Origin of the sequence: Alistipes sp. An66 (genome assembly GCF_002161445.1) — a bacterium.
Lineage (GTDB): Bacteria > Bacteroidota > Bacteroidia > Bacteroidales > Rikenellaceae > Alistipes > Alistipes cottocaccae.
Map to the genome: position 1 here is coordinate 19,359 of NZ_NFHT01000014.1, position 13,623 is coordinate 32,981.

At 60.3% G+C, this 13,623-nt stretch carries 7 protein-coding genes; 2 read left to right on the forward strand and 5 right to left on the reverse strand.

Features of this window, described 5'->3' with window-relative positions:
- Window positions 1-13: 13 nt before the first annotated feature.
- Together B5G16_RS09630 and B5G16_RS09635 are read right to left on the reverse strand one after the other, a co-directional pair.
- Complete coding sequence (locus tag B5G16_RS09630) at window positions 14-1,786, reverse strand: RagB/SusD family nutrient uptake outer membrane protein (RefSeq protein WP_087263532.1); 1,773 nt, start codon at window positions 1,784-1,786, stop codon at window positions 14-16.
- A 13-nt stretch (window positions 1,787-1,799) separates the two neighbouring features.
- Window positions 1,800-5,096 carry a SusC/RagA family TonB-linked outer membrane protein gene (locus B5G16_RS09635; RefSeq protein ID WP_087263533.1) on the reverse strand — a complete coding sequence of 1,099 codons (3,297 nt, stop codon included), beginning with the start codon at window positions 5,094-5,096 and terminating at the stop codon, window positions 1,800-1,802.
- 417 nt (window positions 5,097-5,513) lie between these two features.
- Here B5G16_RS09635 and B5G16_RS09640 point away from each other — a divergent pair, with 417 nt between their 5' ends.
- Together B5G16_RS09640 and B5G16_RS09645 are read left to right on the forward strand one after the other, a co-directional pair.
- Entirely contained in the window at window positions 5,514-8,081 is a 2,568-nt protein-coding gene (locus tag B5G16_RS09640; protein ID WP_087263534.1) for a fibronectin type III domain-containing protein, read from the forward strand.
- Window positions 8,082-8,091: 10 nt separating this feature from the next.
- Window positions 8,092-9,465 carry a hypothetical protein gene (locus B5G16_RS09645; protein WP_143260863.1) on the forward strand — a complete coding sequence of 458 codons (1,374 nt, stop codon included), beginning with the start codon at window positions 8,092-8,094 and terminating at the stop codon, window positions 9,463-9,465.
- Between the two features lie 95 nt (window positions 9,466-9,560).
- Here B5G16_RS09645 and B5G16_RS09650 read toward each other — a convergent pair whose 3' ends face one another.
- The 3 genes from B5G16_RS09650 to B5G16_RS09660 all read right to left on the reverse strand — a co-directional run bounded on the left by B5G16_RS09650 (window position 9,561) and on the right by B5G16_RS09660 (window position 13,357).
- Window positions 9,561-10,334, reverse strand: coding sequence for a DeoR/GlpR family DNA-binding transcription regulator (locus B5G16_RS09650; RefSeq protein ID WP_087263536.1), 774 nt, complete (start codon window positions 10,332-10,334; stop codon window positions 9,561-9,563).
- A gap of 126 nt (window positions 10,335-10,460) precedes the next feature.
- Window positions 10,461-11,921, reverse strand: a complete 1,461-nt coding sequence (locus tag B5G16_RS09655; RefSeq protein WP_087263537.1) for an MFS transporter — start codon at window positions 11,919-11,921, stop codon at window positions 10,461-10,463.
- Window positions 11,922-12,016: 95 nt separating this feature from the next.
- Window positions 12,017-13,357 carry a sn-glycerol-1-phosphate dehydrogenase gene (locus B5G16_RS09660; protein ID WP_087263538.1) on the reverse strand — a complete coding sequence of 447 codons (1,341 nt, stop codon included), beginning with the start codon at window positions 13,355-13,357 and terminating at the stop codon, window positions 12,017-12,019.
- Between the last annotated feature and the right edge of the window lie 266 nt (window positions 13,358-13,623).

Here is a 13,623-nt window from a genome sequence, read left to right on the forward strand (position 1 = left end):
TTCCGCATCAGCGTCATTCACCCCATCCTTCGTTTTGTCCCAGTGCCGGATTGATGATGCCGGCCGTCTTCGGAATGGGATGCAGGTACTTGCGGTCGGCCCACATGCGCGTTTCGTTGTAGACCAGGCAGTTGTCCGCATTGAGCGTGTACTGTCCCTTCGTCAGGTCGATGTAGAACACCCCTTTCTCCGTCCCCGGCTTGCCGTCCGTCACGCAGACGTCGTTGATGCCGTCGCCGTTCAGGTCATAGGCCTTCTCCTTCTCGGGGATGTAGATCCCGTCCCACTCCTTTTCCAGCAGCTTGCCCAGCTTCCAGCGCATCAGATCCTCGTAGCGCAGGTTTTCGAGCAGCAGCTCGATCGCCCGCTCGCGGCGGATTTCGAGGATCCATTTGTCGGAGGTCTGGTTGTCGTAGTAGGCGATCAGGTAGGGATCGGCCGACAGCGGCGCCTTGCCGTTGACCCCGGCGCGCTCGCGCAGCAGCTTGATCGTCTGGTTCCATTCGGCCTCGCCGAACTCCCCGAGCTCGGCCTTCGCCTCGGCGTAGTTGAGCAGCACCTCGGCGAAGCGGAAGACCGACAGCGAGTTGATGCTGTTGTTCGTCCCTTCGTACTTGTCGTCGTCGAGCGTCCACTTGATGACCTGATAGCCCGTGAGCGTCAGCGAGAAGTCCGGGGCTGTCGGCGTATCCACCCCGGCGACCTTTTTCGAATAGCCGGGCGTGATGATCGACTGCATCAGACGGTAGTCGCGGTTCTGGACCTCTTCGGTGAACTCCGTTTGGTTGTAGTTGCTGCGGTCGGTGAAGCGCGAACCGTCGAGCATCAGGTAGGTATTGACGAACGCCTTCGAGAGCGACCAGCGGGCCCCGTACGATCCCGAGGTGAACTTCCACGTCGCGGAGTGGAACCGCAGCAGCTCCTCGCTGAACTCGTTGGCGAAGATGATCTCCTGATAGTCGACCTCCTCGCTGGTGAAGAGCTTGCGCCACTGGGTTTTCAGATTGGCCGGGCTGTGCACGAGCGAATAGGGGCTCTCGTTCATCAGCGTCTCGCACGCCGAAACGGCCTCCCGAAGCCAGCGCTCGGCCGAGGATTCCAGCCCCAGTTCCGTATGGTACTTGCGGTAGGTGCCCTCATAGAGGCAGACCCGGGCCTTGAAGGCCAGCACCACCCAGCGGTTGATCTGCGAATTGTTGACATACGCCTTGTCCGTCAGACAATAGGTCGCGGCAAAGTTCAGGTCCTCGAGGATCTTCCCCATGACGAACTCGCGGCTGTCGCGTCCCTTGTAGAGCTCCTTCTCGTCCTCGGGGTCGATGGGTTTGTCGTACCAGGGCACCGCGCCGAAGGTCTGGACCTTCGTGTAGTAGAGCCAGGCCCGCCAGAAGCGTCCCACACCCTCGTAGTGTTTCATCTTCGCGTCGTTGTTTACGTCCGAAGCCGCCTCCGGGAGGCGCGACAGGAAGTAGTTGACGTTGTAGATGTTCGACCAGTCGCTGACATCCCAGCCGGTCTGTTTCTCGGGACTCCACTCCGTTTTGAGGAAATCCGAGGTGCTGTTTACGGCCATCAGATCGGAATACTGGTCCCCGTAGGTCAGCGTCGCGTAGCCCGGCATGTTCTTTTGCAGCAGTCCGTTGACGAAGAGCACCACATTCTTCTCCGAACGGAAGAACGTATCGGCTCCCACCTGCGAAAAGGGCTCGCGCTCGAAAAAGTCGGCGCACGACGCCAGTCCGAGGGACGTCAGCACCAGCAGCGATATGATTTTGCGGTTTTTCATGATCTTGTCCGAATTAGAAAGTGAGGTTTATTCCGAGGGTGAAGCTCCGCATCATGGGATATCCGTATCCGTCGCCCTCCTTGCCCGGGGACGACGAGAAGTCCTGGTCGCCGGAGCCGATCACTTCCGGGTCGAAGTTCTTGGCATACTTTTTCAGCGGGGTGAACGTCAGCAGGTTGTCGCCCGAGAAGTAGACTTTGAGCGACTCCATGCCGAGTTTTCGCGAGATCTTCTTCGGGAAGGTGTAGTCGATGGTCAGGTTCTTCAACCGGATGTAGGACGCATCCTGAATGTATCGGTCGTTCGACGTGGACATGATACCTTTCGTCTTCTCGGCGATGTATCCGCGCAGGCGGGGCCAATAGGCATTCGTGTTCCGGTTCTCCTCGGTCCAGCGGTTGTTCTCGTTCTGCCACGGCAGCGAGAATCCGTACGAACGCCCGTACTGTCCCCAGAAGTAGGAGGACTCCTTGGCCGGGAACCAGTCGCGCTGTCCGACGCCCTGCCAGAACATGCTCAACCCGATGCCGTTCCAGTTGAAGCCCACGTTGATGCCGTAGCAGTAGCGCGGCGTCGTGTTGCCGATCTTGCGCAGGTCGCCGGGGTTGTAGATGGTGCCGTCGCCGTTGTCCACCTGCCCGGAGTTGTCCAGGTCGGCGAATTTCAGGTCGCCGGCCAGATAGGTCTCGCTGCTGTTGTTGGTGAAGCTCGCCGTCTGACGCGGGCCCCAGTCGGCGGCCTCGGCATCCGTGGCGAAGAGTCCCAGCACGTGGTAGCCCCAGATCTCGCCGATGGTCATGCCCTCGTAGTAGTTGGTCTCGTAGAGCGTCGGGAGCAGTCCCTTCTTGCTCGTGTACTTGGTGATCTTGCTCGTGCTGTCCCAGACGGAGACCTTCACGTTGTAGTTGAAGTCCTTGCCGGCGAGCTTGAAGTTGTCGCGCCAACCGACGCTCAACTCCCAGCCGTCGGTCCGCATGCTGGCGTAGTTGCCGCGCGGAGCGGTGTATCCGGCGACGGCCGGAATCTCGTCACCCGGCGTGAACATGTCGGTGGTCATGCGGCGGTAGAGGTCGGCCGTGAGGTTGAACCGTCCGCTGAACATGTCCAGATCGAGTCCCACGTCGTAGGTCGTTGCGGTCTCCCAGGTGAGGCTTTTGGGCTGCATGCCCGGCGCCGAGGTGTAGGAGAAGTAGGAGCCGTCCATCAGCACGGAGCTCTTGTTGATCGACATGATCGAGAGGTACTCGTAGGGATCCACGGCTCCGTTGCCGGCGCTGCCGACCGAGAAGCGTACTTTCAGGTTGTCGAGCCAGCGGCGCGCGCCCTCCATGAAGCCCTCCTCGGAGATCCGCCATCCGGCCGATGCCGAGGGGAAGAATCCCCACACCTGGTTGCTGGGGAACTTCGACGATCCGTCGTAACGGCCGCTCAACTCGACGAGGTATTTGCCCCGGTAGCCGTAGTTCACGCGGAAGAACGCGCCGGCGAATCCCCATTCATAGCTGCCGTTGTCCTTCAACGTGATGTCGGTGCCGTCCATCAGCGAGAAGTTGGGTTTCGAGGAGTCGAGCAGCCCCGTCCGCTTGGCCAGCGTCTTCATGTACTGCTTCTCCTCGACGTTCCATCCGGCGAGCACCGTCAGCGAGTGGTTGTCGCCCAGACGGGGCGAATAGGTCAGCGTGGCGTTCGAGGCGTAGTAGTTCGTATTGTAGGTGCGGTTTTCGTAGTCGCTGTACTCCTCGCGCACGGCCGTGATGCCGGGGCCGGTCGAATAGGTGTGCTGGCTGTTGACGCGGTCCTGCTCGGAGTGGTTGTAGAGGTAGGTGAAGTCGCCCCGGAAGGTGAGGACGTCCTTGATGAGGTCGATGGTCAGGGCGGTGGTGTTCTTCATGTCGAACTTGAAGTTGTCCTGATAGGTGTCGCCCTCGACGAATCCGGCCCATCCGATGTAGACGGCCGTGTCGGTCCACGTGCCGTCGGGGTTCTTGACCAGCGTCACGGGGTATCCCTGGTGTTCGAGCATGCGGTTGATCGTCAGCAGGCGGTTTTCGAACGTGGCACTCACACGCGGCTGGCGGTTGGTGCGGCGGACGAAGTCGGTGCTGTTCTCGATGCGCATCCAGCGGAACGGTTTCAGACTGCCCTTGGCCCGCACGTTGTACTGCTTGAACTTGCCGTTCCCGGCGTTGTAGATGTCGTCCTGCTCGAAGAAGCGTCCCGACAGGTAGTAGTCCGCCACGTCGTTTCCGCCCGAGATGCTCAAATTGTGCTGGTGTCCGGTGGTGAAGTCGCGGTAGACGACGTCGTGCCAGTCGGTGTTGCCGAAATACTCATACTCGCCGTCGGCGTTCACGCGCCACTTCTCGAAGGAGGGGTCGGCATCGCGGCGTGCCAGTTCGGCGGCCCAGGCCGCGCTGTACGGGAAGATGTTGTTGATCATCGCGGGCTCCTTCTCGAAGTAGCCGATGTAGGATTCCAGGTAGGAGTTGAACCAGCGCAGACCGTTGGTTTCGAGCTGCGGTTCGACCGTGCGGTTGAGGATGGAGAACGAGCCGTTGTAATTGATGTGGACCTTGCCCTTGACGGGATCCTTCGTGGTGACGAGCACGACGCCGAAGGCGCCGCGGGCTCCGTACACGGCCGTGGAGGAGGCGTCTTTGAGCACCGAGATGCTCTTGATGTCGTCGGGGTTCACGGCCGTGAGGTCGCCCTCGACGCCGTCGACCAGCACCAGGGCGTTGCCTCCGGCGCCGATGCTGCCCACGGCGCCGCGGATCTTGATGTCGGCGCCGCGCGACGCCTTACCGTCGCTCATGGTGATGTTCAGACCCGCGACCTGGCCTTGCAGCGACCGCACGGGGCTGGGGTTGGCGCGCATTTCGAAGATTTCGCCCGAGACCTGCTCCACGGCGCCCACGACGTCGCGTTTCTTCATGGTGCCGTATCCGACGACGACGACCTCTTCGAGCTGGTTGGCCGCCTCTTTCAGCGTGATGTCGAGCATCGTCTGGTTTTCGATGCGGAATTTCTGCGGCGCATAGCCGATGAACTGAACCAGCAGCGTTTCGCCTTTGGCCACGGCGATCGTGAAGGCTCCGTTCGCGTCGGTCGTAACGCCGCGCGGGGTTCCCTCGACAACGACCGTCGCTCCGAGGACCGGTTCACCCGCTTCACTGCGTACCACACCTTTCAGATCGTGCGTCTGGGCCAGTGCGGGGGACGAGAACAGGACACACAGCAGAAGCAGAAAGAGCCTTCTGCAAGCGGTCGGCAGCTCGCCCGGCTTGTTTTCATAGGAACGATGTTTCATTTCAAAAAGGTTTGTTGGTTGTAATTTTCCCTTTCGGGCTTTCCGTCGGTTTCGTTTCGGAAACGCCCCGGAAGGAAATGTGCAAGTCCCCTACGACAACAGCGACAAACCTCGGTTTACATGCTCCGATACATTAATTATAGGTGCGAATCCATAAAAAAGTTTCTTCTCCTTTCGCAAATATACGCATATTTTCTTAAAAACAAACTTTTGTTTCCTTTTTTAATCGTATTTTAACAGAAAAGAAAACAAAAGCGTGCTGAAAAATAAAAAATAGTGCTCAAAAAGTTTGTATATGCAAAAAGAATAGTTACCTTTGTCATGCAAGTTTTACCCGTCAGACAATCCGGCGACACCCGCAATCAATGAAAATCGTTGCGGTGTGTTGACTTGTTCCAACCTTAAAACACTAAAAACATGAAACTTGCGTCTATACTATCCGCTCCGTTGGTTGCAGCGATGCTCCTTCTGCCTCCCGGCTGCGCCGACGATCCGGACGTCTCCGTGACCCGGGATACGGACGAACTCGAATTCCCGTACAGCGTCTCGACCCAATCGTTCACCATCCGTACGGACGGCAGCTGGAACCTCACCACCGAGGAGGACTGGATACACATGGATCCCGCACAAGGGGTCGGCGACGGCCGCAGCTATCAATATGTGAATGTCACCGTCGACCGCAATGCGGGGGAGAAACGCACGGGTGAGGTCGTGATTCACGCCGCGGGCCGGGATCTGAAAGTTTATATCCGTCAGGACGACGGCATTTTCGCCCTGAAAGAGGCTTACCTGTTGGGCACGCTGCTCGAAGGCGAGGAGATCGCCGGCATCTATGTCGCCATACCTTATGAAAAGGCGTTGGGGACGGAATTGATGGATGTCGAGGTCGAACTCGACGGCGAGGGGGCTCCGGGCATCGAATGCGAGCCCGTGCAGGGTGAGAAGCTCCAGGAGGGCGATGGCGAGGTACTTGTACCGTTGAGCGGCACGCCCCGGTCGATGGGCGACCTCGACATCCGGGTAACCCTTACGTTTTCGACCCAGGAGGACCCCGTGACCCAGACGACGCGGAGTTTTGTTTCGTCGGAGAACATCGTCTACGAGATGACCTTCGACAAACTGATCTGGGGCGGCGATTACGTGGCCAACAAGACCGGCTTCTGGCCCGGCAACCAGAACCTCGACGTCACGCCCGACACGCCGGCGAACGATGTGGCGACATCGGGACAGGACGGCAGCGGCGACTTCTTCAATGCGGAGATGAACCCCGCGTTCACGGCCGACCGCGGGTTGGCCGAATGGGACGGATCGAAGGTCTACGAACACCCGGGCTATCCCAAGATCGGCACCGGGTCGGCGCTGGGCTGGATCATGGCCCCGGCGTTGAATTTCCAGGCTCTCGGGTTGAGCGAGCCGCAGGATATCTTCGTACAGTTCGACTGGTGCCGCTGGGACGGCGAGGAGGACGACATCGTCGTGACGGCCGAATATGCCGGGACGATGCCCGAGACCCAACTGGCCAAAGGCATGCCCAAACGTACGTGGCAGAGCATCGTCTTCAAGGTGACGGGCGCAACCAGCCAGACGCGCATCAAGATCAGCGGCACGAAGGCCGGCAACAACCGCTTCTTCATCGACAATTTCCGGATCTACGTCTCGCAGGCGAAGCCCGTGGAGGTGACCTCGAAACTGGAAACGCCGACGAATCTCTCCTGCACCGGGCAGCTGCCTTCGTCGTTGAGCTTCACCTGGACGCGGGACTACGACGCCTCGTCCTACACCGTCGAGCTCTATCGGGCCGACAACGAAACCGAGGCCGTGCGGAGCGAGGTGGTCATGACCAACGAATGCACGTTCGAGGAGCTCGACCCGAGCACCGACTACAAGTTCCGCGTGATGGCCAACTGCCAGTCGAAGCCGGAGTTCAACTCCGATTTTTCGGCCTTCCTGCCGTGCCGGACGCTCGAACCGACTCCCATCCCGACGCCGCAGGTATCGCTCTACGAAGCGTCGCGCGGCCTGCTGGTCTTCGAATGGAACCGCGACGACACCTATCCGCGCAAGTTCATCATCGAACTGGCCGAGTCGGAGTCGGGCGCCGCGATCCGCACCATCGAGTGCAAGGAGCCGGTCAAAGGTTCGGGATTCTATGCCAACTATCCCTACAACCGCTTCGTCTTCGGCAATCTGCAAGCCGACAAGACCTATTACTGCCGCGTGAAGGTCCTCGGTGAAGGCATCTACGCCGATTCCGAGTTCGGAGTCGGATCGGGCAAGACCCTACCAATGCCCACATTAGATGATAACGTACTGCTTTATAAGGATTTCGACGATTTCTGGTGGGGCGGATACTCGATTGCTGCCGCCTTCGGAATCTGCCCTTCGTCGGCAGCACAGAAGCTCCCGGAGACGATGAACATCACGGGCAGCGTCTTTGCCGACGACGCGACGACCGTCGTGGCAGAGCCGTCGAAGAACGCCGACGATACGTTCAATACCATCGGGAAGGTCAATGCCGATTACCTCGCAGCCCGTTGGGGTGATGGAGACTGGGATACGGCCAACAGCAAGAAGATCTACGAAGTCTGCGGACACCTCAAATTCGGCACCGGATCGGCCGCCGGAAGCCTGATCCTCCCCCACCTGACCAAACTCGGAGACGCGGCTGCGGACGTGGTGCTGACCTTCCGGGCCTGCCCCTACACCGAGCCCAAGCGCATCCAGGAGGATCCCATCGTCTACACACTCTATGGGAACCAGGACCGCAAGGACTTTACGGTCAGCATCACGGGCGGCGGAACGTTCGAGGACGGATCGGAGAAGCTGACGCTGTACAACGACGACTCGGGCCGTGACCAGAACGGACGCTTCGCCTGGACCGACCACACGGTCGTCATCAAGGGCGTCACGGCCGAGAGCCGGATCACGATCGCCACGATCGAGAAGCGCATGTGGCTGGACAATATCAAAGTAGTAAAGCAATAAATCATCCCTTATGAACATCTTACGAAAATACAGCCAGACGAGGATCGTATCCCTGTTATCGGGGTTGTTCCTGCTGGCTACAACCCCCACCTTCTCCTCGTGTTCCGACGACACGGAAGAGGCAGACGTATTGAGTATCCTTTTTGAGAAATCGGCGGTCGGGCTCAACGTCAGCGGATCGGAACAGCTCCGCATCAAGGTCATACTCCCCGGAAAAGGTGTCTCGCAGACCGACTGGTACGATCTGGCGGCCAATCCGCAGGGTCTTGTCTGGCGTTCGGGCAACGAGAACGCCGTCCATGTCGACGCCCAAGGCGTCGTCACCGGCATCGGGACCGGAAACGCTCCGATCACGGTGACGGCCCCCAACGGAGTCTACGCACGGACATCGGTGTCGGTCTCCAACGATGCCATCTTTGAGCGGCTGAAAGCCGGGCTGACCGACGAGATCGTGTACAGCAGGGGCGTGCAGCTCGTCCGGAACGCCGTCATGCAGTGCTTCGACGTGGATTCGAAGGGCGAAATCTATTACGTGCAGATTGCCGGCACGGATGCGCACGAACTCCACGTGATCCGGGGCGCGGCCAACGAGGCGCCGGCGGACTACATGACCCTGCGCTGGTTCGGTCACGGCACGAACATGGCCGTCGAGGAGCAGGGCAACGACCGCTACATCTGGATCGGCAGCAACGGCAACAAGCTCGACGACGGCAGTTACAGCCAGAACCAGACCGTCTCGCGTGTCAAATACGAGGCGGGCAAGACGCTCGACTGCTGTGCCGGCGAGACGTTCTGGCTCGAAGGCAAACGCAACGTGCATCCGGCAGTCGACGTTGCCAGCGACATGCTGGCCATCACGGCCTCGACGACAGGCGTCCGCGATTTCTATGTCTACCGGTTGAGCGAAGCGCTGGCGCTTCCCGAGAGCGAGGTTTCGCTGACGGTGACCTCGGGCGGTGAGGACGGCACGCAGGAGACGACCGGAGCCCGCACGGTCAAGGTCCGGAAGCTGGATCAGCTCAAGCCGGTCGGACGGTTCACGGTAAACACCGGGAAGACGGACAGCGAGGTCGGATACTACGATTTCCAGGGGTTCGACTGTACGAACGGCATCATCTACTTCTACGAGGGTGTCGGCAACGACAACGACGGGAAGAAGGCTTCGGTGGCCTATGTGACGCTGCTCGACCTGACGGGCGCACAAGCCTACCCCCGCACGAAGGTGGGAGCCATTGCCGACATGCAGGCGCTCACGACGGCGGGCATCACCTCCACCGGTTACATGGAGGCCGAAGGCATCAAGATGAAGAACGGGTCGCTGTGGCTGGGCTTCGCCTCGAAATCGACCGACGACATCCGCCGGGCCAACATATTCCGCTATTGAGCGGCCGGCCTGACGACAAAGAAGGAGGGCAGTTTCGTATAGGAACTGCCCTCCTTCTTGTTACCGGTCGTAAAATTTTACGTTCCGGAACCGGATTATTTGACCACGATCAGATCCACGCCGGCCTCTTCGAGTGCCGCCGCCATCTGTTCGGAGACTTTGGCGTCGGTCACGATCACGTCGACATCCTCCAACGACCCGATCCGTCCGAATCCGCGCTGTCCGAACTTCGAGGAGTCGGCCAGTACGATCGTCTTCGAGGCCGAGGCCATCATCCGCTGCGTCAGCTGCGCCTCCTCGATCGTCGAGGTGGTGATTCCGTGTTCGAGGTCGATGCCGTCGACCCCGAAAAAGAGTTTCGAGCAGATGCAGTCGTCGAGCCCCCGCGTCGTTTCGCTGCCCGACACCGACAGGGATTTCTTGTGCACCGTGCCGCCCAGCTGCACGACATTGACATTCTCGACGTCGTTGAGCAGCACGCCGAGCCGCAGGAACGGCGTGACGATGTTCAGATGGTGCCAGGGCCGCATGCGGATCTCCTCGGCAAAGGCATAGATCGTCGATCCCGAGGCCACGATCACCGAATCGCTGTCGTCCAGCAGCTCCACGGCCCGCCGGGCAATGGCGCGTTTGGCGTCGCGGTTGATGTTGTCCTTGACGTGCACGTCGAGGTCGGCGACATGGGGATTCGCCGGGCGGGCGCTTCCGTGGACCTTGTAGAGGAGCCCCTTGCTTTCGAGGATCTTGACGTCCTTGCGGATGGTGACCTTCGTCACGCCCAGTTCGTTGGCGATGTCCGTGATGCGCACGAATCCGTGTGCGTTCAGCGTATCGAGGATGTATTTATGCCGTTCGGCAATACTCAACATGATAACGTGTCAAAAAAAGATGCAACAAAAAAGTGTCAAGAACAAATGTAGCGATTTCTCCGCTCTTTTCCAAGTGAAACCGTGCACATAAATCCTTGTTTTTCAATTTACGGACTCTTTCGGCGGTTATTTTCTTTCCGGTTCCGGAGCATACCCGTCGGCGCGGGCGCCCCACATCAGCAGGAAAACCCCCATTCCGATGAGCGCCATGGCGAGGATCCCCGCATAGGCCCAGTTCCAGCCGTAGTGCTGGGCGACGAATCCGAGGCCGACACCCGAGACGAGCGTCGAGGCGTAGCCGAACAGTCCGGTCAGGCCGTTGGCCGTTGCAGCGGCCTTTTTGGTGGCCTGGTTGGCTGCGGCGATTCCGATGAGGGCCTGCGGTCCGTAGATGCAGAACCCGGCGGCGCAGAGCGTGGCGAAGAGCAGCCAGATCGGGGCATCGGCGGGCAGCTGCCAGAAGAGGAAGACGAACAGGGCGGCTCCGGCCATGCAGAAGACGCACGTGCGGTGTGCGCGGCCTTTCAGCCAGCGGTCCGTGGCCCATCCGGCGAAGAGCATGCCGAGGATTCCGGCGATCTCGAACATCGCCACAAGCCAGCCGGCATGCGCCATGCTGACCCCTTTCGATTGGCTCAGCAGCGACGGGCCCCAGTCCAGAACCGAAAAGCGGACGACATAGACGAAGAAATTCGCTACGCCGAGGGTCCAGATCAACGGGTTGCGGAAGACGTGCTTCATCAGGAAGGCCTTGTATTCGGCCCCCTTGCTTTCGCCGGAACCTTCGCTGGCTCCGGTCTCGGTTCCTTCGAGCTCGGGCAGACCGACCGACGTCGGGGTGTCGCGCAGGAAGATGACCAGTCCGATGGCGCCGGCAAAGGCGATGGCCGAGGGGATCCAGAAGCACCAGCGCCACGCCCCGGAGTGTGCGGCAAAACTCATGGCGGTGGCCATCCCTTCGGGATCGGAGGTGTCAACGCCCAGATTGGCCGCAATCCGCGCCACGCTGTCGGGATCCGCGGCGAGATTCTGGCCGAGGTGTCCCATGATGTAGCCGCAGAGGATCACCACAAGGCCGGCTCCGATCGAGTGCGAGGTGTTCCACACGGACATCTTCGTAGCCAGCTCCTTCGGCGGGATCCAATGGGTCAGCAGCCGGGCGCAGGGCGGGAATCCCGTGCCCTGCAACAGTCCGTTGACCACCCACATGATCCCCATGAAGAGGATCATCGTATTGGTGAAGCGGTCGCCGGTCTCCTGGCCGGTGATCCAGGTGGAGATGTCCTCGCCGAATCCGAAGGCGAAGTTGGCCAGCGCACAGAGCGCCAGACCGATGGCCATGTACCAGCGGGCGTTCATACGGTCGGCCAGAACGCCGTTCACGAAGCGCGAAAGTCCGTAGATGACGCCGTTGAGTGTCAGGAAGATGCCGAGGCTGACCTTCGAGATGCCGAGGTCGGCTTCCAGACCGGGCATCGCGAGGGAGAAGTTCTTGCGGACGAAATAGAAGAGCGCATAGCCGATCATCGTGGCGAGGATCGTGCGCATCTGCCAGTGCTTGAAACGTTTATTCTGTTCGGGGGTCATTGTGATTGTAGAATAGGGTTCCGCTCGGCAAAGATACGTTGCCCGTGTGACAAAACATCGACAAAACGACTGAAAGAGGGTTTTTTCGGGACGAATCAACGGATTTCCCAGATGCATCCCGGACCGAAGAGCCGGTCGAGCCACTGCTCCATCCATCCGCAGCGGAAGGCGACGTCGACCACCGAGTAGCGGCTCCGCATGTAGGGAATGCGGCGGAAAGCCTCCCGGAAACGCGCCCGGGAGACGCCGATCTGCTCCGGTTCATAGGGTGCCCCGACGAGCCGCAGACGGCGCTGCACCTCCCCGAAGGGGATGATCTGCCGGCGGATGCGCTCCTTCAATTCGGGCCATGCCTTTTGGAGCCGGAGCAGCTCCTCGTGCAGTCCCTCCCGCCCGACGTACTTGTCGCGGGTCTCTTTCAACGCCCGGGCGACCAGTTCGGCGTCGCTCCCGAAGAGCGTGCGGATGTCGGCCTCGGTCTCGGCCCAGGATTTCCATGCGCCGGCGCAGCGGTCGATGTCGAGCGTTTCGACGGGCGCTTCGAGCAGCATCTCGAAGAAGGCCGTCGAGGCCAGCGTCCCGATTCCGACCTTGAATCCGTGGGATACCGAAGCGCCGTTGCAGCGCAGATGTTCCATATCCCACAGGTGGCTGAACTGATGCTCGGCCCCGGAGGCGGGGCGGCTCGACTGGACGGCCTGCATGGCGAAGCCGCTCAACAGCAGCCCTTCGGCCAGCTGTCCGGTCTTTCCGACGTCTCCGGCATGAACTCCGGCCGGGTCGGACAACGCCTCCTGGAGGTCGTCCTGAACCAGCGCGAAGGCGAACGGGTCGATCGGGTCGGCCCCCACGGCGTCGGCCAGCATCCAGTCGGCGCCGGCCGGGATCTTGGCGATCAGGTCGGCGTATCCCGATGCGGAGAGTTCGGCGGGGGCCGCGGCGGCGATCGAGGGGTCGAACAGCATGCCGAGCGGAGCCGGGCAATCGAACGTCTGTTTGTTTCCGTCCTTCGTGATCGAGGCGCCGTAGGCCGTGTATCCGTCCATTGAGGCGGCGGTGCCGACGGTCATGTAGCGGCGGCCGTTGTGGTGTGCGGCGAGTTTGGTCAGGTCGTTGATGACGCCCGAGCCGACGGCTACCGGAACGGCATCCGTCCGGGCGAGGACGCCGTCGAGCTCCTCGACGAAACGCCATTCGGCATAGAGCGACGGGTCGGTGAAAATATGGGGTTCATCCTGCTGGATCCCGGCCTCGGCGAGGGTCCGGTGCACCTCCTCTCCGGCGACGCGCCACGTATTGGGGTCAGCCACGACGACGGCCCGGCATCCGGGGAAGAGTTCCGTAAAAAGCTCCGCCACGCGCGGGAGGGTTCCGACGCCGAACACCACGGCCCGGGTGTCGGTCGTGCGCTTCAAAGCGCCTTCAATCTTATCCATAGGAGTTGGTTTTTGGTTACCTATACTATATAGGAGGCCGTTCGGGGCGCTCCTGCTTTGCGGAAGTTCCGGACATCCGGTATTCGGGGCGGCGTCACGGCCTTTGTTCCGGGTCTTTTCCGCCGTCTGCGTCCGGGGTCCTCATCCGTTCAGGTAGGACAAAAGTAACTACAAAATTTCTTTTCTGCAAATAAAAGAAACTCAAAAATACCTGATTGGAAATAAAAACATACTTAAAGAATAAACTGAAAGAAAAAACGGCCGCT

Bases quoted from the DNA above. Each gene is read 5' to 3' on its own strand.
- B5G16_RS09630 (WP_087263532.1), bottom strand. From the start codon at position 1,786: ATGAAAAACCGCAAAATCATATCGCTGCTGGTGCTGACGTCCCTCGGA.
- B5G16_RS09635 (WP_087263533.1), bottom strand. From the start codon at position 5,096: ATGAAACATCGTTCCTATGAAAACAAGCCGGGCGAGCTGCCGACCGCT.
- B5G16_RS09640 (WP_087263534.1), top strand. From the start codon at position 5,514: ATGAAACTTGCGTCTATACTATCCGCTCCGTTGGTTGCAGCGATGCTC.
- B5G16_RS09645 (WP_143260863.1), top strand. From the start codon at position 8,092: ATGAACATCTTACGAAAATACAGCCAGACGAGGATCGTATCCCTGTTA.
- B5G16_RS09650 (WP_087263536.1), bottom strand. From the start codon at position 10,334: ATGTTGAGTATTGCCGAACGGCATAAATACATCCTCGATACGCTGAAC.
- B5G16_RS09655 (WP_087263537.1), bottom strand. From the start codon at position 11,921: ATGACCCCCGAACAGAATAAACGTTTCAAGCACTGGCAGATGCGCACG.
- B5G16_RS09660 (WP_087263538.1), bottom strand. From the start codon at position 13,357: ATGGATAAGATTGAAGGCGCTTTGAAGCGCACGACCGACACCCGGGCC.